The 22,250-nt window shown below is 73.6% G+C and carries 5 protein-coding genes; 3 read left to right on the top strand and 2 right to left on the bottom strand.

Annotated features, from left to right (window positions below):
* From ETD86_RS23530 to ETD86_RS23520, 3 genes are all read left to right on the top strand, one after another.
* The coding region (locus tag ETD86_RS23530) for a non-ribosomal peptide synthetase (protein ID WP_138668324.1) at nucleotides 1-8,043 on the top strand (8,043 nt) is incomplete at its 5' end.
* Nucleotides 8,043-18,581, top strand: coding sequence for a non-ribosomal peptide synthetase (locus tag ETD86_RS23525; protein ID WP_138668323.1), 10,539 nt, complete (start codon nucleotides 8,043-8,045; stop codon nucleotides 18,579-18,581). The genes ETD86_RS23530 and ETD86_RS23525, both read left to right, overlap by 1 nt.
* The gene (locus tag ETD86_RS23520) at nucleotides 18,578-18,790 is read left to right on the top strand and encodes an MbtH family protein (protein WP_138668322.1); all 213 of its coding nucleotides are present in this window, start codon (nucleotides 18,578-18,580) and stop codon (nucleotides 18,788-18,790) included. The genes ETD86_RS23525 and ETD86_RS23520 overlap by 4 nt, the downstream gene beginning before the upstream one ends.
* Here ETD86_RS23520 and ETD86_RS23515 read toward each other — a convergent pair.
* Both ETD86_RS23515 and ETD86_RS23510 read right to left on the bottom strand, forming a co-directional pair.
* Nucleotides 18,784-20,589, bottom strand: a complete 1,806-nt coding sequence (locus ETD86_RS23515) for an ABC transporter ATP-binding protein (protein ID WP_138668321.1) — start codon at nucleotides 20,587-20,589, stop codon at nucleotides 18,784-18,786. The genes ETD86_RS23520 and ETD86_RS23515 overlap by 7 nt on opposite strands.
* Complete coding sequence (locus ETD86_RS23510; RefSeq protein WP_170223231.1) at nucleotides 20,586-22,250, bottom strand: ABC transporter ATP-binding protein; 1,665 nt, start codon at nucleotides 22,248-22,250, stop codon at nucleotides 20,586-20,588. The genes ETD86_RS23515 and ETD86_RS23510 overlap by 4 nt, the downstream gene beginning before the upstream one ends.

The following is a 22,250-nucleotide window of genomic DNA, read 5'->3' as shown; positions in this document are numbered from 1 at the left end:
CTGAACCGCCCGGATCTCACGGCGGAGCGGTTCGTCGCCGATCCGTTCTCCGGCGGCAGGATGTACCGGACCGGTGACCTGGCCCGCTGGTCGCGCGAGGGCGTTCTGGAGTTCGCCGGCCGCGCGGACGGGCAGGTGAAGATCCGCGGCTTCCGGGTGGAACTCGGCGAGATCGAGGCCGTGCTCGCCGAGCAGGCGGGCCAGGCGGCCGTCGTGCTTCGCGACGGGCGCCTGGTCGCCTATGTCGTCGGCGCCACCGATGGCCTGCGCGAGATGGCCGCCGCCCGGCTGCCCTCACACCTGGTGCCCTCGGCGTTCGTCCAGGTCGACGCCCTGCCGAGAACGGTCAACGGCAAGCTCGACCAGGCCGCGCTTCCCGCCCCGGACCTGACCGCCGACGCGGTGCTGAAAGCCCCGGCCACGGGGACCGAGGCGGCGATCTGCCGCCTGTTCGCCGACCTGCTCGGCCTCCCCGAGGTCGGCGCCGACGACGACTTCTTCGCCCTCGGCGGGCATTCGCTGCTCGCGATGCGCCTCGCGGGCCGCATCCGGTCCGAGCTGAAAGCCGACCTCCCGCTCCGCGCGGTCTTCGCCCACCCCACCGCCGAGGGGATCGCCCGCGCGCTCGGCGGCGGCGACGGCTCAGGTCCCGCGGTCGGCGCCGGCGACGGCTCACGTCCCGCGCTCACCGCGGCGACGAGGCCGGAACGCCTGCCGCTGTCGTACGCCCAGCAGCGCCTGTGGTTCCTGCACCGCCTCGAAGGCCCGAGCCCGACCTACAACATCCCGATCGCCTGGCGGCTGCGCGGCACCGACGTCGCCGCTCTGCGCGCGGCCCTGTCCGACGTCGTCGAACGGCACGAAGTCCTGCGCACCGTCTTCCCGGACCACGAAGGCGTCCCCTACCAGGACGTCCTGCCCGCGAGCCTGATCGACGTCCCCGTCCACGACGTGACCGGTGAAGACCTTCCTGGACGGTTGGCGGCGGCAGCGGAACACTGTTTCGCCCTCCACTCCGAACCACCGCTGCGCGCCGAACTGTTCCAGCTCGCCCCGGACGAGCACGTGCTGCTCCTCCTGCTGCACCACATCGCGGGCGACGAATGGTCCGACATCCCGCTGCGCCGCGACTTCGACCTCGCCTACGCGGCCCGCCGGGCCGGGCACACTCCCCGATGGAGCCCGCCGGCGGTCCAGTACGCCGACTACGCACTCTGGCAACGGCGCATGCTCGGCGCCCAGGACGATCCCGGCAGCGTCACCGCCCGGCAGCTCGCGCATTGGCGGCGGACCCTCGAAGCGCTCCCCGGCGCGCTCGACCTGCCCGCCGACCGGCCGCGCCCGGACCGCCCGACCTTCCGCGGCGGCGTCTCCCGGTTCGAGGTCCCGGAGCCGATCCTCGGCGAGCTGCGGGCTCTGGCACACGCCACCGGCACGAGCATGTTCATGGTCGTGCACGCCGCCGTCGCCGTGCTGCTGACCCGGCTCGGCGCGGGTACCGACCTGCCGCTGGGCTGCCCCGTCGCGGGACGGACCGACCCCGGCCTGGACGATCTCGTCGGCTTCTTCGTCAACACCCTCGTGCTGCGCACGGACACCTCGGGCAACCCGTCGTTCCGCGAGCTGCTCGGCCGGGTCCGCGACACCGACCTCGCCGCGTTCGACCACCAGGACGTCCCGTTCGACCAGGTCGTCGAGGCGGTCAACCCGCCCCGCACGCCCGGCGTGCATCCGTTGTTCCAGGTGATGGTCTCCCACCTGGCCGAGACAGGTGCGCCGGTCGAGCCGGTCGGCCAGAACGTCGCCATGTTCGACCTGTCCTTCGACTTCTTCGAGCACGCCGGCGGCCTCCGCGGCGAGATCGAGTACAGTTCCGACCTCTACGACCGGGAGACGGCCGAACGGCTCGCGCAACGGCTGCTCCGCGTCTTCGCCGCCGTCGCCGCCGACCCCGACCACCGCGTGGAACACGTCAGTGTCCTGCTCGACGGCGAACAGGAGCGGCTGCTCCGCGCCGGCGCCACGCGGCCCGCTCCCCCGACGTCCGTGCCGGGACTGTACGAAGCCCAGGCCGCCCGGACTCCCGCCGCGACCGCGTTGGTCACCTCCGCGGCCACCTGGAGCTTCGGCGAACTGAACGCCTGGACCAACCGGCTGGCCCGGGTGCTGCTCGAGCACGGCGCGGGACCGGAGCGCCTGGTCGCCCTGGCCGTCCCGCGCGCGCTGACCGTGCCCGCGATCCTCGCCGTGCTCAAGACCGGCGCCGCCTACCTGCCCCTGGACCCCGACCAGCCCGCGGAGCGCACGTCCTTCGTGATGGGCGACGCGGCGCCGGCGCTGCTGCTGACCACGCGGGATCATCCGGAGCCGCGGCTCGCGAGCAGCCGCACGCGACCGCTGCTCATCGAAGACCTGGAGCGCGACCTCGATCTGCGGTCCGATCTCGACCTGTCCGACGGCGAGCGGACCCGCCCGATCCACCCCCAGGACGCCGCCTACACGATCTACACGTCGGGTTCGACCGGCCGGCCGAAGGGCGTCGTCGTCCCGCACGCGGGGCTGGTGAACCTGTTCGCGTCCCACCGGAAGCGCCTGATGCAGCCCGCCGGAGAGAACCTCCGCGTGGCGCACGCGGCGTCCTTCGTGTTCGACGGGTCCTGGGAACCGCTCATCTGGATGTTCGACGGCCACACCCTGCACGTCCTGGACGACTACCGCGACGACACCGCGGTCGTCTCCGCCGGAGTCGACGTCCTCGACGTCACGCCGACCTACCTGCGCGAACTCGTGGCGGCCGGCCTGCTCGAATCCGGGCTGAAGGTGCTGCTCGTCGGTGGCGAAGCGGTCGATCCCGGCCTGTGGCAACAGGTCTGCTCGGCGCCCGGCCTCACCTGCCATGACCTGTACGGTCCGACCGAGGCGTCCGTGGACGCCTACGGCTGGCACGGTGCCGAGCGGACGGCCTACGAGCTCGACAACACCCGGACGTATGTGCTCGACGCCTCGCTGCAGCCGGTGCCGCCGGGCGTTCTGGGAGAGCTCTATGTGGCGGGCCCCGGGCTTGCTCGCGGATACCTGAACCGCCCGGATCTCACGGCGGAGCGGTTCGTCGCCGATCCGTTCTCCGGCGGCAGGATGTACCGGACCGGTGACCTGGCCCGCTGGTCGCGCGAGGGCGTTCTGGAGTTCGCCGGCCGCGCGGACGGGCAGGTGAAGATCCGCGGCTTCCGGGTGGAACTCGGCGAGATCGAGGCCGTGCTCGCCGAGCAGGCGGGCCAGGCGGCCGTCGTGCTTCGCGACGGGCGCCTGGTCGCCTATGTCGTCGGCGCCACCGATGGCCTGCGCGAGATGGCCGCCGCCCGGCTGCCCTCACACCTGGTGCCCTCGGCGTTCGTCCAGGTCGACGCCCTGCCGAGAACGGTCAACGGCAAGCTCGACCATGCGGCGCTGCCGATGCCCGACCTCACCCGGACGTCCGGGGCGCAGGCCGCGCGCACCCCGCTCGAAGAGGTGCTGTGCGGCCTGGTCGAGGACCTGCTCGGTCTTCCGCGGGTCGAAGCCGGTGACGACTTCTTCGCCCTCGGCGGGCATTCGCTGCTCGCGATGCGCCTGGCCGGCCGCGTCCGCGCGGCCCTCGGCACGGACCTCGCCCTCCGGACGATCTTCGAAGGCCCGACCGTCGCGGCGATCGCGCGGAATCTCGGCGGCGGGCGACCGGGCGTGCCCGCCCTGACCCGGCGCGCGCGCCCGCCGCTCGTGCCGCTGTCGTCGGCACAGCAGCGGCTCTGGTTCCTCCACCGGCTCGAGGGCCCGAGCCCCACCTACAACATCCCGCTGGCGTGGCGGCTGCGCGGGCACCTGGACCGGGCCGCGCTCGCGGCCGCCGTGGCCGACGTCGCCGAGCGGCACGAGGCGCTGCGCACGATCTTCCCTGAGGAGCACGGCGTGCCCTACCAGCGCGTGCTCGACGCGCCCCCGTTCGACGTCCAGGCCGAAGAGGTGACCGCGGCCGGGCTCGGCGAACGCCTGGCCGAGGCCGCGGCGTACGGGTTCGCCCTCGACCGCGAGCCACCGCTGCGCGTCCACGTGTTCACGGTCGCGCCGGACGAGCACATGCTGCTGCTCCTGCTGCACCACATCGCGGGCGACGAGTGGTCCGACATCCCGCTGGTCCGCGATCTCGAGACGGCCTACGCCGCACGGCGCGAAGGCCGCGCCCCGTCCTGGCCGCCGCTCCCCGTCCAGTACGCCGATTTCGCGCTGTGGCAGAACGACCACCTCGGCGACGTGCTCGCCGACCAGCTCGCCTACTGGCGCGAAGCCCTCGCCGGGTCGCCTGAGGAGCTCCAGCTCCCCACGGACCGGCCGCGGCCCGCCGAGTCGGCGTACAGGGGCGGGCTGATCGGATTCGAGCTCCCCGGACGGCTCTGCGACGACCTGCGCGCGCTGGCCCGCCGGACCGGGACCAGCATGTTCATGGTCGTCCAAGCCGCCGTCGCGGTGCTGCTGACCCGGCTCGGCGCGGGGACGGACATCCCGCTCGGCGTCCCGACCGCGGGCCGCCGCGACGCGGCCCTCGATGACCTCATCGGCTGCTTCGTCAACACCCTGGTCCTGCGTACCGACACCTCGGGCGACCCTGCCTTCGACGACCTGCTCGCCCGTGTCCGGGAAACGGACCTGGCGGCGTTCGAGCACCAGGACCTTCCCTTCGAGCAGCTCGTCGACGCGCTCGCCCCGGCCCGCTCCCTGGCCCGGCATCCGCTGTTCCAGGTGCTCGTGTCGTACCTGACCGGCGACCAGACGGGGCCGGCCCTCACCGGCGAGCCTTCCGTCCCGGAACCGGTCGGCCACCGGGTCGCCCAGTTCGACCTGGCCTTCGAGGTCGTGGACACCGGCCGGGACCTGCGCGGCTCCCTGGAATACAGCACCGACCTGTTCGACCCGGACACCGCGGGGACGCTGGTCGACGGCTTCATCCGGGTCCTGGAGGCGGCGACGGCGGACCCCGCCGCTCCCATCGGGACCATCGAGCTCGTCTGCGCCGAGGGCAGGTCCGAGATCGTCGAGGCGTGGAACACCACCGGCCATCGGGTCCCGGCGACGACGCTTCCCGAGCTCTTCTCCGCCCAGGCGGCCAGGACGCCCGGGGCCGTCGCCGTGATCGCCGAAGACGTCGAGCTGACCTACGCGGAGCTGGACGCCCGTGTCGAACGACTCGCCCGCGCCCTCGCGTCCCACGGCGCGGGCCCGGAGAAGGTCGTCGCGCTGGCCCTGCCGCGCTCGCTCGACCTGGTGGTCGCCGTGCTCGCGGTCCAGCGCGCCGGAGCCGCCTACCTGCCGCTGGATCTCGACCATCCCCCGGCCCGCCGCACCACGATGATCGAGGACGCGCGTCCGGTGCTGGTCCTGGAAGGCCAGCCCCTGGAAGGCGAGGCCACGCCGATCCGGCCCGCGCCCGGCAACCCCGCCTACGTGATCTACACGTCGGGTTCGACGGGCAGGCCGAAGGGCGTCGTGGTGCCGCACGAGGGGATCGTGAACCGCCTGCTGTGGATGCAGGACCAGTACCGGCTGGAGCCCGGAGACCGGGTGCTGCAGAAGACCCCCGCCGGGTTCGACGTGTCGGTGTGGGAGTTCTTCTGGCCGCTGATCACCGGGGCGACGCTCGTCGTGGCCCGGCCGGACGGTCACAAGGACCCGGCCTACCTCGCGGACCTGATCCGGCGTACCGGGGTGACCGTGGCCCATTTCGTGCCGTCCATGCTCGAGGTGTTCCTGCCCGAGGCGTCCGGCTGCGGCAGCCTGCGCGACGTCGTCTGCAGCGGCGAGGCCCTGCCGACGCGCCTCGCCGGGAAGTTCGCCGAGGTGCTGGGCACGGCCCGCCTGCACAACCTGTACGGGCCGACCGAGGCGTCCGTGGACGTGTCCTTCTGGGCCGCGGCCGACGGGGCGGGCACCGGTTCGGTGCCTATCGGGCGGCCGGTGTGGAACACGCGGCTCTACGTGCTCGACGACCGGTTGAAGGTGCCGCCCGCCGGGGTCGTCGGCGAGCTCTACCTCGCCGGTGTCCAGCTGGCTCGCGGCTATCTCGGCCGGCCCGACCTGAGCGCGGACCGGTTCGTCGCCGACCCGTACGGGCCGCCCGGCTCGCGGATGTACCGCACCGGGGACCTCGCGCGATGGAGCCGCGACGGCGTCCTGGAGTTCACCGGGCGGGCCGACGGCCAGGTCAAGGTCAGCGGTGTCCGGGTCGAGACCGGGGAGATCGAGGCCGTGCTCGCGCGGCACCCGTCGGTCCGGCAGATCGCCGTGGTCGCCCGGCCGGAGCTCGTCGCCTATGTCGTCGGCGACGCGGAACCGGCCGCGCTGCGCGAGTTCGCCGCCCGGCTGCTGCCGCCCGCGATGATCCCGGCCGCGTTCGTGCCTCTCGAAGCGCTGCCGCTGTCGGTCAACGGCAAGCTGGACCGCAAGGCGCTGCCCGCGCCCGGGCCCGTCCAGGTCTCGGGCGGCGCGCCCCGCGATGACCGGGAACGGCTGTTGTGCGCGCTGTTCGCCGAGCTGCTCGGGGTGCCGGGCGCGGGGATCGGCGATGACTTCTTCATGCTCGGCGGGGACAGCATCGGGTCGATCCAGCTGGTCGGCCGCGTCCGCGCGGCAGGGCTCGAACTGACCCCGCGCGAGGTCTTCCGGCACCGCACCCCGGCCGCGCTGGCCGCCGTGGCGCGCACGGCCGAGACCGGCGCCGCCGAACGGCCGGGCGACGGCTGGGGCCTGGCCCCGCTCACCCCGATCATGCGCAGGCAGCGCGAGCCGTTCGGCGGCTTCCACCAGTCGATGCTGGTGCACGCCCCGGAGGGGCTCGACCTGCCCCGGCTCGAGTCGGTCGTCCGGGCCCTGCTCGACCGGCACGACGTGCTGCGCTCGCGGCTGACCCCGGACGGTCTCGACATCGCCCCGCCCGGCACCGTCCGGACCCGGATCACCCGGGACGCCACCGACCCCTGGCGCGCGCTCGATCCCGGACGCGGCGAGATGCACCGGATCGTCTGGCTCGGCGACCGCGTGCTGATCGTCCTGCACCACCTGGTCGTGGACGGCGTCTCCTGGCGGATCGTCCTCGGCGACCTGGCCGCCGCCTGGCTCTGCGTGGAGCAGGGCAGGCCGGTCGAGCTCCCGCCGGTGGGCACGTCCTTCCGGCAGTGGGCTCGCGGCCTGGCGCCAAGGCCGGAGCAACTCCCCCACTGGACGGCCACCCTCACCGGAGGCGGGCCGGGCTTCGGGACGCCGGATCCCGGCCGCGACGTGGAGTCCACCGGCCGCGACCTGACCTTCACCCTGCCGCCCGAGACGACCGGACCGCTGCTCACGACCGTCCCGGCCGCCTTCCACGCGGGCGTCGAGGACGTGCTGCTCGCCGCTCTCGCGCTCGCGCTGCACCGGTTCCGCCCCGAACCGTGGACGGTCATGCTGGAAGCCCACGGACGCGACGAGAAACTCGACCTGTCCCGCACGGTCGGCTGGTTCACGTGCGAGTACCCGGTCAGGCTCGGCCTGTCCGGAGACCCGGACCCGGCCGAGGTGCTCAAGGACGTCAAGGAGCGGCTGCGTTCCGTCCCGGACGGCGGGACCGGCTACGGTCCGCTCCGCGACCGGCTCGCCGGTCTGCCCTCGCCGTCCCTCGGCTTCAACTACTTCGGCCGCTTCAGCGCCGGAACGACTCCCGGGCCCTGGGAGCCGGAGACCTGGAGCGGCGGCGCCGACCCGGACATGCCGCTCACCTACGCCGTGGAGCTGAACGCCGTCACCGAGGACCACCCCGAAGGCCCCCGCCTGACCGCCACCTGGACCTACGCCACGCACCTCGTCGCCGAACCCGAGGTCCGCGCCCTCGCGGAGGCCTGGTTCCAGGCGCTCGCCGAGCTCACCGCCGCGGACGGCGCCGGCCACACCCCATCCGACCTCGGACTGGTCCGGCTCACCCAAGCCGATATCGACGACCTCGAGTCCGGCTTCGACTTCGCTTTCACCGAGGAGACGTGATGAGCTCGAACCTCGAGGACGTCCACCCGCTCACGCCCCTCCAAGAGGGCCTGCTCTTCCACGCCCTGCACGACGAGACCGCCGACGTCTACACCGTCTCCACCACGCTCGACCTGGAGGGCCCGCTCGACGTCGCGCTCCTGCGGCGCTCCGCCCAGGCCCTGCTCGACCGCCACCCGAACCTGCGCGCCTGCTTCCGCCGCACCCGCCAGGGCACGACCGTCGCGGCGATCCCGCGCCGGGTGCCGCTGCCGTGGACCGAGCACGACGGCTCAAAGCACGACGGCTCAAAGCACGACGGCTCAAAGCACGACGGCTCAGGGCACGACGGGGACACCGAGCCGGACCGGCGGTTCACGATGGCCGACCCGCCCCTGCTGCGCATGGACCTGTACCGCAGGGGCGACCGCCACCACCGCCTTGTGATCACCCGTCATCACATCCTCATGGACGGCTGGTCGACCCCTCTCATGGTGGACGAGCTGTTCCGCCTCTACCGGCACGGCGCCGATCCGGGCGCGCTGCCGCCCGCCCCGCCCTACCGCGCCTACCTGGAGTGGCTGGCCACCCGCGACCGCGACGCCGCCCTCGACGCCTGGGCCAAAGCCCTGTCCGGCCTGGACGAGCCCACCCGGATCGCTCCCGCGGGCGCGTCCTCCGCGCCCGCGATCCCGGCCTCGGCCGCGACCGAGCTGCCCGAGGGAACGACCCGCGAGATCGTCGCCTTCGCACGGGCGCACGGCGTCACGGTCAACACGCTCGTCCAGACCGCCTGGGCCCTGGTGCTCAGCCGCCTGACCGGCCGCGACGACGTGGTGTTCGGCGCGACCGTGAGCGGCCGTCCCGCCGGCCTGCCGGGCGTGGAGTCGATGATCGGGCTCTTCGTGAACACCGTCCCGGTCCGCGTACGCGTCGATCCGAGCGAGAGCGCGGCGGCGCTGCTCGCCCGGATCCAGGACGAGCAGGCCGCATTGATCGAACACCAGCACCTGGGCCTGGCCGACATCCAGCGGGCCGCGGGCCGCGGCGAGCTCTTCGACACCCTGTGCGTCTTCGAGAGCTACCCGGACTCGGGCGACGCCGATCCCGTCCCCGGCCTCACCGTGACCGAGAGCGCGGACGAGGACGCCACCCACTACCCCCTCGTCCTCGTCGCCGAGCCGGGCGAGCGGCTGTCCCTGGAGCTCAGGCACCGGACGGACGTGTTCGGCGAGGCCGAGACCCGCGCGATCCTCGGCCGGGTCGTCCGGGCGCTGACCGGGCTGGCAGCCGCCCCGGACACGCCAGCCGGCCGGATCGACCTGCTCGAACCGGACGAGCGCCACCGTATCCTCACCGCGTGGCGAGGCTCCACCGACGGCATCGAACGCGTCACGTTCCCCGAGCGGTTCGCGCGGATCGCGGCCAGGTATCCCGAGGCCACCGCGCTGGTCTGCGAGGACACTGTGCTCACCTACGCCGAGCTGGAGGCCAGGTCGGGGCTCCTGGCCCGGAAACTCGCCGCGCGCGGCGCGCGTCCCGGACAGGTCGTCGCGGTCGGCATCGAACGCTCCGCCGAGCTGATCGTCGCGCTGGTGGGGGTCATGCGGTCCGGCGCGGCCTATCTGGCACTCGACCTCGGCTACCCCGAGGAACGCCTCGCCTACATGGTCGAGGACGCCTCGCCTGTGTGTGTGCTCTCCTCGGCGGAGCTGGACGGCCCGGAGGCCGAGCCGGTGGCGCCGGGCGTCCACGACGCGGCCTATGTCATCTACACCTCGGGCTCCACCGGGCGGCCCAAGGGCGTCGTCGTCACCCACGAGGGCATCGGCAAGCTGATCGCGACGCAGGTCGAGCGGCTCGGCGTCCATGCGGGCAGCAGGGTGCTCCAGTTCGCCTCGCCGAGCTTCGACCTGGCGTTCTGGGAGATGTGCCAGGCGTTCATGTCGGGCGGCGCGCTGGTCGTCGTCCCGGCCGAGCGGCGCGTCCCCGGCCGGGCGCTCACCGACTACATCCATGAGCACGGCATCTCCCAGCTGGCGCTGCCACCGTCGCTGCTGTCCGCCCTGCCGGACGACTGCCCGCTGCCCGAGAACGTCAGCATGCTCGTCGGCACCGAGGAAGTGCCGGGACGGCTCGCCGAACGCTTCGCCGCGGGCCGCCGCATGTTCAACGCCTACGGCCCGACCGAGGCGAGCGTCAACGCGACATTGTGGGAGTGCGACCCGTCCGGCGGGCCGGTGCCGATCGGGCGGCCCGACCCCGGCGTGCTGGCCTACGTCCTGGACGGGAGCCTGCGGCCCGTGCCCGCCGGCGTCGTCGGCGAGCTGTATCTCGGCGGGGAGGGGCTGGCCCGCGGCTACCTCGGCCGGCCAGGACTGACGGCCGAACGGTTCATCGCCGATCCGTTCGGCGTACCCGGCTCGCGGATGTACCGGACCGGCGACCTGGTGCGCTGGACCGAGCGGGGCGCGCTGGTGTTCGCGGGGCGCGCCGACCACCAGGTGAAGGTGCGCGGCTTCCGGATCGAGCTCGGCGAGATCGAGGACGTCCTCACCCGGCACCCGCTGGTCCGCCAGGCCGCGGTGATCGTCCGGGAGGACGCTCCGGGGGTCCGGCGGATCGTCGCCTACGTGGTGGGAGAGACCGGCGGGCTGCGCTCGTGGCTGGCCCGGCGGCTGCCCGACCACATGCTGCCTGCCGCGATCGTCCCGATGGGCGCGCTGCCCGTCTCGGTGAACGGCAAGCTGGACCGCGCGGCGCTGCCCGAGCCCGACTTCAGCGCCGCCGCCGCGGGACGCGCCCCGCGCACGCCGCGCGAGAAGACGCTCTGTGCGGTCTTCGCCGACGTGCTCGGCGTGCCCGAGGTAGGCATCGACGACGACTTCTTCGCGCTGGGCGGGGACAGCATCGTCTCGATCCGCCTGGTCGGCAGAGCCCGGGCCGCCGGGCTGGAGATCACGCCCCGGCAGGTGTTCGAGCACCGCACCCCGGCCGGGCTCGTGACCGTCGCCGGAGTGGCGAGCGCAGCCGCCGTCCCGCGCGAGCTGTCGCTCGTCAGCCTCACGCCCGACGACGAACGCGAACTCGCCGGGCTCGGCGTCGAGATCGAAGAGGTGCTGCCGCTCTCGCCCCTGCAGACCGGCCTGTTCTTCCACGCCCTCATGGACGGCACCAGCCAGGACGTCTACACCGTCCAGATGGTGCTGGAGTTGACGGGCGAGGTGGACGCCGTCCGGCTGCGCACGGCCGGACAGCGGCTCCTCGACCGCAACGCCGGCCTGCGGGCATCGTTCCATCAGCTCTCCGGCGGCCACGCCGTCTCCGTCATCGCCAAGGGCGTCGTGCTGCCCTGGCGCGAGTACGACGACCACCTCGAAAAGGTCCTGGAGCGGGAACGGCGCCCCTTCGATCCGGCCCAGGCCCCGCTGCTGCGTTTCGCACTCGTCCGCACCGGCGGCGATACTTCGCGGCTCGTGATCATCCACCAGCACCTGCTGCTCGACGGCTGGTCGCGCGGACCGCTGCTGGCCGAGCTCTCGGCGCTGTACGAAGGCGTCACCCCGGAGCCTGCGCGCCCGTACCGCGATCACCTGGCGTGGCTGGCCGGACAGGACGCGCAGGCCACCGAGGAGGTCTGGCGCGGTGCTCTGGCCGACCTCGCGGAGCCGACCTTGGTCGCCCCCGCGGACGCCGCGCGCGAGCCACTCCGCCCCGAAGCCGAGGAGCTCCTGCTCGATTCCGGGCGCACCGCCCGGCTCACGGCGCTCGCCCGGGCCCGGGGGATCACGGTCAACACCTTCCTGCAGACCGCCTGGGCCCTCCTGCTCAGCCGCCTCACGGGCCGCGATGACGTGGTCTTCGGCGCGACCGTGAGCGGCCGTCCCGCCGCCCTGCAGGGCGTCGAGTCGATGATCGGCCTGTTCATCAACACGGTGCCCGTCCGGGTCAGGCTCGATCCCGCCGAGCCGCTGCCACGCTTGCTCGCCCGGGTCCAGGCCGAGCAGGCCGCTCTGATGGAGCACCAGCACGCGAGCCTCGCCGACATCCAGCGCACGGCCGGACTCGGTGAGCTGTTCGACACGCTGCTGGTCTTCGAGAACCACCCCGACGAGCCGACCGGAGACGACGGCCTCCCGATCACCGATCTGGAGGGCCGCGACGCCACCCACTACCCGCTGACCCTCGTGGCCGAGCCCGGCGAACGCCTGCATCTCGCGCTCTCCTACCGCGCCGATCTGTTCAGCGGAGCCACGGCGCGGAACCTCCTCGAGCGCCTCGCCCTGATCCTGGACGCGCTCACCGGCGAACGACCCGGCCTCGACCTGCTCACCGAGCAGGAGCGAGAGCGGCTCGACACCGGCTGGAACGCGACGGCCCGGCCCGTCCCCGCGACGACCCTTCCCGCGCTGTTCTCCGCCCAGGCGGCACGCACCCCCGACGCGCCCGCGCTCATCCTCGACGACAGCCGCCTCACCTACCGGGAGCTCGACACCCGCGTCGAAGCCTTGGCCCGCAGGCTGGCGGGCGCGGGCGCCGGTCCCGACCGCATCGTCGCCGTCGACCTCCCGCGTTCCATCGACCTGATCGTCGCCCTCCTGGCCGTCCACCGGTCGGGTGCCGCCTACCTCCCGCTCGACCCCGACCTCCCGGCCGCCCGCCGCGAGGCGATGCTCGCCGCCGCCCGGCCGCTGCTCGTTCTCGGCGCCGACGGCCTTCCCCAAGGCCCGGGTGCCGACCCCGTCCCACCCGGGCAGGGGAACGCGGCTTACGTGATCTACACGTCGGGCTCGACGGGCAGGCCGAAGGGCGTCGTGGTGCCGCACGAGGGGATCGTGAACCGGCTGCTGTGGATGCAGGACCGGTACCGGCTCTCGGGAGACGACCGGGTGCTGCAGAAGACCCCGGCGGGATTCGACGTGTCGGTGTGGGAGTTCTTCTGGCCGCTGATCACCGGAGCGGCGCTCGTCGTGGCCCGGCCGGACGGGCACAAGGACCCCGCCTACCTGGCCCGTGCCATCACCGAACACGGGGTCACGACGGCGCATTTCGTCCCGTCGATGCTCGAGGCCTTCCTCGCCGAGCCGGCGGCCACCGGGTGCCGGAGCCTCCGGCGGGTCCTGTGCAGTGGCGAGGCGCTGCCCGCGCATGTGGCACGCAGGTTCCGGGAGAGGCTGGGGGCCGAACTGCACAACCTGTACGGGCCTACCGAGGCGTCGGTGGACGTCACCTCCTGGGAGGTCGGCTCGGCCGAGGGTTCGGGTGTCCCGATCGGCGTCCCGGTGTGGAACACGCGCGCCTACGTGCTCGATGCCGCGCTGCGGCCGGTGCCGCCGGAGTTCGCGGGCGAGCTCTACCTGTCGGGGATCCAGCTCGCGCGCGGCTATCTCGACCGGCCCGACCTGACGGCCGAGCGCTTCGTCGCCGACCCGTTCGGGCCTCCTGGTTCACGCATGTACCGGACCGGCGACCTCGCGCGCTGGACGGCCGACGGTGTGCTCGAGTATCTCGGGCGCACCGACGACCAGGTGAAGGTCCGCGGGATCCGGGTCGAGCTCGGCGAGATCGAGGCGGTGCTGGCATCCCACGTCGAGCGCGTCGCCGTGGTGCTCCGTAAGGATCAGCCGGGGACCGCGCATCTGGTCGCCTACGTCGTCACTGACCGTGATGTGGCGGAGCTGAGGACGGTGGCGGAGGCTTCGTTGCCCGCGGGCATGGTGCCCGCCGCGTTCGTGCGCCTGCCCGAGCTCCCGCTGTCGGTGAACGGCAAGCTCGACCGCAGGGCGCTGCCCGCGCCCGACTTCGCGGCGGCCGTGACCGGACGGCCGCCGCGCACCGAGCGGGAGAGCATCCTGTGCGCGCTGTTCGCCGAAGTCCTCGCCCTGCCGTCGGCCGGAGCCGACGACGACTTCTTCGCGCTGGGCGGCGACAGCATCTCCTCGATCCGCCTCGTCGGCCGCGCACGTGCCGCCGGGCTGACGATCTCACCGCGCCAGATCTTCCTCGAACGCACGCCCGCGGCGCTGGCCCAGGTCGCCCGGACGGCCGCGGATTCCGCACCGCTGTCGGCCGCGCTCGCTGATCTCACTGACGCCGAACGCCAGGAGATCGCGGGCCTGGACGCCGAGGAGGTGCTGCCCCTCTCGCCGCTGCAGACCGGCCTTCTGTTCCACGCGACCTTCGACACCGACGGGCCCGACGTCTACACGGTCCAGATGGTGTTCGAGCTGACCGGCCGGGTGGACGCGGCGCGCCTGCGGGCCGCGGGCCAGGCGCTGCTGAACCGGCACGCCAACCTGCGCGCCTCCTTCCTCCACCTGTCCTCGGGACGCCCGGTGGCCGTGGTCAGGCGCGGCGTCGTCCTGCCCTGGGCCGAGGCGGACCTCACGGGCCTGGACGACTTCGACGACGCCTGGGAACGCTGCCTGGCCGAGGAAGGACGCCGCTTCGACCCGTCCGCCGCGCCCCTGCTGCGCCTGATGCTGGTCACGACGGGCCCCGGCGAGCACCGACTCGTGCTCACCCACCAGCACCTCCTGCTGGACGGCTGGTCACGCGGCCCGCTGATCGCCGAGCTCGCCGCCCTCTACGACGGCGGACCGGACGCGCTGCCGCCCGCACCCTCCTACCGCGACTTCCTCGGCTGGCTCGCGGCCCGCGACGGGCAGGCGTCGAAGCGGGCCTGGGCGGAGGCGCTCGACGGCCTGGACGAGGCGACCCGCCTGGCTCCCGTCGACACCGAGCGGGCTCCGGCCGTCCCGCAAGTCGTCGGGCGGGAGCTTCCCGCCGATGTCACCGCGAGCCTGGCCACGCTGGCCCGCGCCCAGGGCGTGACGATGAACTCGGTCGTGCAGGCGGCCTGGGCCCTGGTGCTCGGCCGCCTGACCGGCCGCGACGACGTGGTCTTCGGCGCGACCGTGAGCGGCCGCCCCGCCGACCTGCAAGGCGTCGAGAAAATGATCGGCCTGTTCATCAACACGGTCCCGGTACGCGTCCGCATCGACCCGAGGGAGCCTGCGGCCGGGCTTCTGCGACGGATCCACACCGAGCAAGCGGGCATGCTCGATCACCAACACCTCGGCCTGGCCGACATCCAGCGCGCGGGAGGGATCGGCGAACTCTTCGACACGCTCCTCATCTTCGAGAACTACCCCCTCGACCTGGCGGAGCCGTCGGAAGGCCTGCTGCGGCCGGTCGAGGTGGGCGGCCGCGACGCGACCCACTACCCGCTCACCTGGGCCATCGATCCCGGCGAGCGGCTGAGCCTGGTGCTCGAGCACCGCACTGACCTGTTCGACACCGCCGAGGCCGGTCGCATCTGCGACGCGATGGCGCGCGTCCTGCGGGCCTTCGCCGAACGGCCCGATGCCCCGGTCGGCCGCATCGATCTCGCCGGCCCGGACGAGCGGCGGCGCGTCGTGCACGACTGGAACGCGCCCGCGCCCGACCTGCCCGCGCTGACCGTGCCCGCGACCTTCGAGGCGCAGGCGGCCCTGACCCCCGACGCCGTCGCGGTGGTCTGCGAGGACGTCCGGTGGACCTTCGCCGAGCTCGGCGCACGGGCCAACCGGATGGCCCGTGCGCTGGCCGCTCGCGGCATCGGCGCCGAGCAGTTCGTCGGCCTCGCCCTGCCCAGGAGCGCCGACATGATCATGGCGATTCTCGCGGTGATGAAGGCGGGTGCCGCCTACCTCCCGCTCGACCCGGTCTATCCGCGGGCCAGGCTCGACGCCATGATCGCCGATGCGGCTCCGGTGCTCGTGCTCGGCCCGGACGACCTCGCCGCCCTCACCCACGACGACGCGAGCGACCTGACCGACGCCGACCGCCGCGTGCCCGCCTCGCCCGAGCATCCCGCGTACGTCATCTACACGTCGGGGTCGACGGGCACGCCCAAGGGCGTCGTGATCAGCCAGCGCAACCTCGTCCACCTGTTCCACAGCCACAGGACGGATCTCTACGAGCCGGCCCGCGCCGCCACCGGCCGCCGCCACCTGCGCGCCGGCCACGCCTGGTCGTTCTCGTTCGACGCGTCGTGGCAGCCGCAGCTGTGGCTGCTCGACGGCCATGCCGTGCACATCGTCACCGAGGAGGTCCAGCGGGACGCCGAGCAATTGACCGCGCTGATCCGGCGGGAGCGGCTGGACTTCCTGGAGCTGACGCCGTCGCACTTCGCCCAGCTCGCCGCGGCCGGCCTCATGGACGGCGGCTGCCCGCTGGCCGTCATCGGGGTCGGCGGCGAAGCCGTCCAGCAGACGTTCTGGGAGAGGCTGGCCGCGCTCCCGTCGACGGAGGCGTACAACCTGTACGGGCCCACCGAATGCACCGTCGACGCCTTGGTCGCGCGGGTCCGCGACAGCGCCCGGCCGCAGGTCGGAAGGCCGGTCCACGGCGGCCGCGCGTACGTGCTCGACGGCGCGCTCCGGCATGTCCAGCCAGGCGTGCAAGGCGAGCTGTACATCGCCGGCGCGGGTCTGGCCCGCGGCTACCTCGGACGTCCCGGGGACACCTCAGGACGCTTCGTCGCCGACCCGTACGGCCCTCCCGGCGCCCGGATGTACCGGACGGGCGACCTGGCCCGGTGGACGTCCGACGGCAGGCTCGAATTCCTGGGACGAGCCGACGAGCAGGTGAAGATCCGCGGATTCCGCGTGGAGCCCGGCGAGATCGAAGCCGTCCTGGAACGGCACCCGCAGGTCACGCAGCAGGCCGTGCTGGTCCGTGAAGACCGGCCCGGCATCCGGACCCTCGTCGCCTACATCGTCGGCGGCGCGGACCTCGCCGATGTGAAGGCTCACGCGGCGCGGGAACTGCCCGCCCACCAGGTTCCGGGGATCTTCGTCCCGCTGGAGCGGCTGCCGCTCCTGGCCAACGGGAAACTGGACCGGGCGGCGCTGCCCGCTCCCGATCCGTCCGCTGTGTCGTCGGGGCGGCGACCGCGCACCGAGCGTGAACGCGCCCTGTGCGCGCTGGTCTCCGATGTCCTCGGTGTTCCCGAGGTGGGCGTGGACGACGACTTCTTCATGCTCGGCGGCGACAGCATCGTCGCGATGCGGCTCGTCGGCATGGCCCGGGCCGCGGGCCTGCGGATCACTCCGCGCCAGGTCTTCCAGCACCGGACCGTCGAGGCGCTGGCACCCGTCGCGACCCGGGTGGCCGACGCCGCCGAGTCCCCCGGCGACGCGCTGGGCACGCTTCCGCTCACGCCGGTCATGCACTGGCTGCGCGAGGTCGGCGATCCGATCGCCGGGTTCAACCAGTCGGCGGTCGTCCAGGTGCCTGCCGACCTCGGCTGGGAACGCCTCCTCGGCGCGCTCCGCACGCTGGCCGGCCGGCACGACATGCTGCGCGCCCGCCTGGTCAGGACCGGGGACTGGTCCCTCGAGGTCGGCGAGGCGACCGACCCGGCGGGCTGGACCACCCGGGTCGACGTGGCCGGGCTCGACGCCGACGGGCTCTGGGCGGCGGTGTCCGAGCACGCCAGGATCGCTCAGAGCATGCTCGACCCGGACGCCGGGTCGATGATCCGCGCGGTCTGGTTCGACGCCGGCGCGGACACCCCTGGCCGGCTTCTCGTGATGATCCACCACCTGGTCGTCGACGGTGTGTCGTGGCGGATCCTGCTGCCCGACCTCGCCGCCGCCTGGTCCGGCGGCGGGCCGCTCCCCCGGACCGGCACCTCGTTCCGCCGCTGGGCCACCTCGCTGGCCTCCCTGGCCGCCACGCGCGACGCGGAGCTCCCGCTGTGGCGGGAGGTCTTGGCCGCGGGCGCCCCGCTTCCGCTGGACCGGCCCCTCGACCCCGTCCGCGACAGCGCCGGCACCATCGAGGAGCTCACGCTCACCCTGCCGCCGGACGTCACAGAACCGCTGGTCGGCCGGGTACCGGCCGCGCTCGGCGCATCCGTCAACGACGTGCTGCTCGCCGGGCTCGGTCTTGCGCTCGCCGACTGGCGCCGCCGCTGCGGAGGCGACGCCGCCGACGCGACGCTCATCGCCCTGGAAGGTCACGGCCGTGAAGAACAGGTCGTGGGGGACGTGGACCTGTCGTCGACGGTCGGCTGGTTCACCAACGTGTTCCCGATCCGCCTCGACGCCGCCGGGCTCGACCTCGACGAGGCCTTCGACGGTGGCCCCGCGGCGGGTGCGGCCGTCCGGCGGGTCCGCGAGCACCTGGCGTCGCTGCCCGACAACGGCATGGGCTACGGCCTGCTCCGCTACCTCGATCCCGGCCGCCGGCTTGAGGGCCTGCCGCAGCCGGAGATCGAGTTCAACTACATGGGACGGTTCGGCTTTCCCAAGGCCACCGACTGGGAGTTCGCCCCGGAGGCGGAGGCCGCGGACTGCGGCGCCGACGACACCATGCCGGAGACCTTCGCCCTGATCGTCAACTGCCAGACCGAGGACCGGCCCACCGGGCCCGAGCTCAGCGCCAGCTGGGCCTGGCCCGGCGCGGTCCTCGCCGAACCATCCGTCCGCGACCTGGCCGAGACCTGGTTCCGCGCCCTGCGCGCCCTGGTCGATCACACCACCGCCACAACCGAGGAGAACCCCCGATGACCAACCCGTTCGAGAACCCCGACGGCGTCTACCGCGTCCTGGTCAACGCCGAGAACCAGCACAGCCTCTGGCCGGACTTCGCCGAGATCCCGGCCGGATGGACGAGCGTGTTCGGTCCGTCCGGCCGTGCGGAGTGCCTCGACTTCGTCAACGCCCAATGGACCGACCTGCGCCCCAAGAGCCTCATCGACGCGATGGGCTCTTACTGACGCTGGGCCGACCAGGCGGACCAGAGAGCGGCGTAGCCGCCCTCTGCCGCGATCAGGTCCTCGTGGCGGCCCGCCTCCGCGACCCGGCCGCCGGACAGGACGACGATCCGGTCGGCGGCCGCGGCCTGGCTCAGGCGATGCGCGACGACCAGCGCGGTCCTGCCTTCGAGGGCGGCCTCGGCCGCCCTCTCCAGCGCGCGGGCGCCCGCGCTGCCCGCCTCGGCGGTCGCCTCGTCGAGGATGACGATGGACGGGTCCGCCAGGATCAGGCGCGCGAAGGCGAGCTGCTGGGCCTGCGCGACGGTGAGGCTGTGGCCGCCATCGCCGACCTCGGTGCCGAGGCCGTCCGGGAGCTCCTCCGCCCAGGCGAGCGCGCCGACGCGCTCCAGGGCGGAACGCAGGTCGTCATCGGTCGCTTCGGGCGCGGCCAGACGCAGATCCTCGGCCAGCGTGCCCGCGAACACATGCACCTCCTGGGTGACCAGGGCGACCGCCTTGCCGGGTTCCGGTTCCACCCCGCCGACCCGGACGGAGCCCTCGACGGGACGGTGCACTCCGGCGATCAGCTTGCCCAGCGTGGTCTTGCCCGCTCCGCTGGCCCCGACGAGAGCGACGCGCTCGCCGGGGGCCAGGCTCAGGCTGACCTCGTGCAGCACCGGGTGGCCGGGGGTGTAGCCGTGGCTCACTCCGGTCACCTCGACCGAGGCCTCGTCCAGGAGCGGGGTCTCGTCCGGGAGCGGGGTCTCGTCCGGGAGCGGGGTCTCGTCCGGGAGCGGGGTCTCGTCCACGAGCGGGGCCGAGGTGCCGGTGTCCGGCAGGTCGGCGACGCCGACCAGGCGGGTCAGGCCCGATGCCGCGGCCTGGGCGTCGTCCACCAGGGAGAGCGCGATGTTGATCGGGCCGAAGAGGCCGTGGAAGTAGAGGGCGGCGGCGGTGGCGGCGCCGATCGTCGCCGAGCCGTCCCGGACCAGCGCGTAGCCCACGATGAGCACTGCGCAGAGCCCCAGATACTCGCTGATGTGCAGCCGGCTGTAGAACCGCGTCTGCAGGGCGATGCCGCGCAGCAGCAGCTCGACCGCCGCCCGGGACCGCGTGTCCACCCGCGCGACGTGATCCGCGGTGAGGCGGAACGACCGGACGGTCTGCGCGCCGTCGATCGTCCCGAGCAGGTCGTGCTGCTGGGCTCCGACCGCCATCCGCTGCGTCGCGTACAGGGGGGTCGCCCGGCGCGCGTACCAGCGGACGGTGTGCAGCTGGACGGGCACCGCGATCAGGGCGGCCAGGAGGAATCGCCAGTCGAGGACGGCCAGCCCGCCCAAGGTCAGCCCGATGATGAGCAGCGAGCGCACCATCGCGGGCAGAGCCTGCCGGACGGCCTCGGCGATGACCGTCACGTCGTTGGTGACCCGCGAGGTGAGGTCGCCGGACCCGGCCCTCTCCACCTGGTCGAGCGGAAGCCGCAGCGCCCGTGCCATGAACCGTTCGCGGAGCCCGGCGAGCGCGCTCTCACCGGCCTTGGCCAGCTGCGCGATGCCGACGGCCGACAGCACGCCCTCGGCGAGCGCCGCTCCGGCCAGCAGCAGCACGATCCAGGTGATCGCGCCCGGATCCCGTCCCTCGGTGACCAGGTCGACGATGCGCCCGATGAGCGGCGGGACGGTCAGCCCGATCGCGGTTCCGGCGACCAGCGCGGCCATCGCCGTGGCCATGGTCGCGGCCCGCGGCTTGAGCAGCGCGCCGACGGCGCTCGCGGTCCGGCGGCCGCTCGCGACCGGGAGCAGTTCGCGTTCGGAGCTCATGACAGGACCGCCGTCCGGTAGATGGGGTTGTCGGACAGGAGCGCGGCGTGCGCGCCCTGCGCGGTGATCGAGCCCTCGTGCAGCAGCACCACCCGGTCGGTGGCGGCGAGCAGGGCGGGGCTGGTGGTCACCAGGATCGTGGTGCGGTCGCGGCGCAGGCGCCGCACTCCCTCGGCGATCCGCGCCTCGGTGACCGTGTCCACGGCCGTCGTCGGATCGTGCGCCACCAGCACCGGCGGGTCGGCGGCCAGGGCGCGGGCCAGCGCCACCCGCTGCCGCTGCCCGCCGGACAGCGATCGGCCGCGCTCGTCGAGCACGCTGTCGAGGCCGTCAGGCAGGGCCGAGGCCACCTCGTCCGCGCCCGCCGCGGCCAGCACCGTTTCGGTGACCGGCCCGAGGTTCTCCCGGACCGTACCGTCGAAAAGGCGCGCGTCGTGCGCGGAGACCAGGACGGCGCCGCGCAGCCCCTCAAGGGCGAGATCGGTCAGCGGCACCCCGTCGAGCTCGACCGTGCCCCGCTCGGGGTCGGCGGCCCGCCCGAGGCAGGCCAGCAGCGCGGTCGCCGCGGCGGGGTCGGTGGCCACGACGCCGAGGCACTCGCCGGGCGCCACGTCCAGGTCGACCTCGCGCAGCGGCCCGCCGCCGACGCCGCGCAGCGTGATCTTGCCGGTCACCTGCTCGGGCACCGCCATCGGGCCGGGCGTGACCGCCGGAGGGCTGGACAGGACCGAGGCGATCCGCCCGGCCGAGGCGCGTCCCTGGGCGAACTCGCCGTTCACCCAGGAGAAGGTGGTCAGGGGGGTGAGGAGGTACTGGGCGAGGCCGGCCGTGGAGATCAGCTGGCCCACCGTGATGTCGCCCCCCGCGGCCAGACGCCCGCCCACGAGGGCGATGAGGGCGAGGAACGCGCCGTTCAGCGCGAGCATCATCCCGTTGTAGGCGGCTTCGGCGCGTACCGCCTTGATCGTGGCGTGCAGGGAGGTGCGGCTGGTGGCCCCGTACTTGGCGATCGCCGCATCCTCGGCGCCGAGCCCCTTGAGGACCCGCAGTCCGGCCACAAGGTCGGCGGCGACCCCGGATGCGGCGGCGGCGTGCTCCTGCTCGGTCTCGCTGCGGTCTTCAAGGGGTTTGCCGAGCCGATGCGACAGCCAGAGCAGGGGAGGTGTGCCCAGCAGCACCAGCAGGCCGAGCGGCAGCGAGATGGACAGCAGCAGCGCGGCGGTGACCAGCAGTCCGGCGCACGCCGCGAGCGCGGCGGGCACGCACAGGTTGACCACGCCCACCCGGGCGGCGTCCGACGTGGCGATGCTGACCAGCGCGCCGGGCAGCCGCCCGGTCTCGGCACCGCCCCTGTGGTCGAGGACACGCCGCGTGACATCGAGGCGGAGCTCGTGCGCCGCCTGCTCCGACGCGCGTTCGGCGGCGCGGTCGCCGAACCGGTAGTTGAAGCTGAGTCCGGCGTAGACCGCGCCGAGCACGCCCAGCCAGAAGGCGAGCCTGCCCGTCCCGCCGGAGACGGCCTGGTCGATGACCACACCGATCACGAAGGGGACGAGCGCCTCGCCTGCCTGGTGACCGGCGATCATGAAGGAGCTGAGGACGACGTGCCTGCGCTGCCTGCCGATGCTCCGGAGGAGGACATCACGTCCCGTGAGCGACAC

This window comes from Nonomuraea turkmeniaca, from assembly GCF_005889735.1.
Taxonomy (GTDB): domain Bacteria; phylum Actinomycetota; class Actinomycetes; order Streptosporangiales; family Streptosporangiaceae; genus Nonomuraea; species Nonomuraea turkmeniaca.
The sequence above is the reverse complement of the archived record's forward strand: the minus strand, read 5'-3'. Positions and strand labels throughout refer to the sequence as shown.

What these genes read in the sequence shown, in the direction of transcription:
- ETD86_RS23525 (WP_138668323.1), top strand. Translation starts at nt 8,043, where the DNA reads ATGAGCTCGAACCTCGAGGACGTCCACCCGCTCACGCCCCTCCAAGAG.
- ETD86_RS23520 (WP_138668322.1), top strand. Translation starts at nt 18,578, where the DNA reads ATGACCAACCCGTTCGAGAACCCCGACGGCGTCTACCGCGTCCTGGTC.
- ETD86_RS23515 (WP_138668321.1), bottom strand. Translation starts at nt 20,589, where the DNA reads ATGAGCTCCGAACGCGAACTGCTCCCGGTCGCGAGCGGCCGCCGGACC.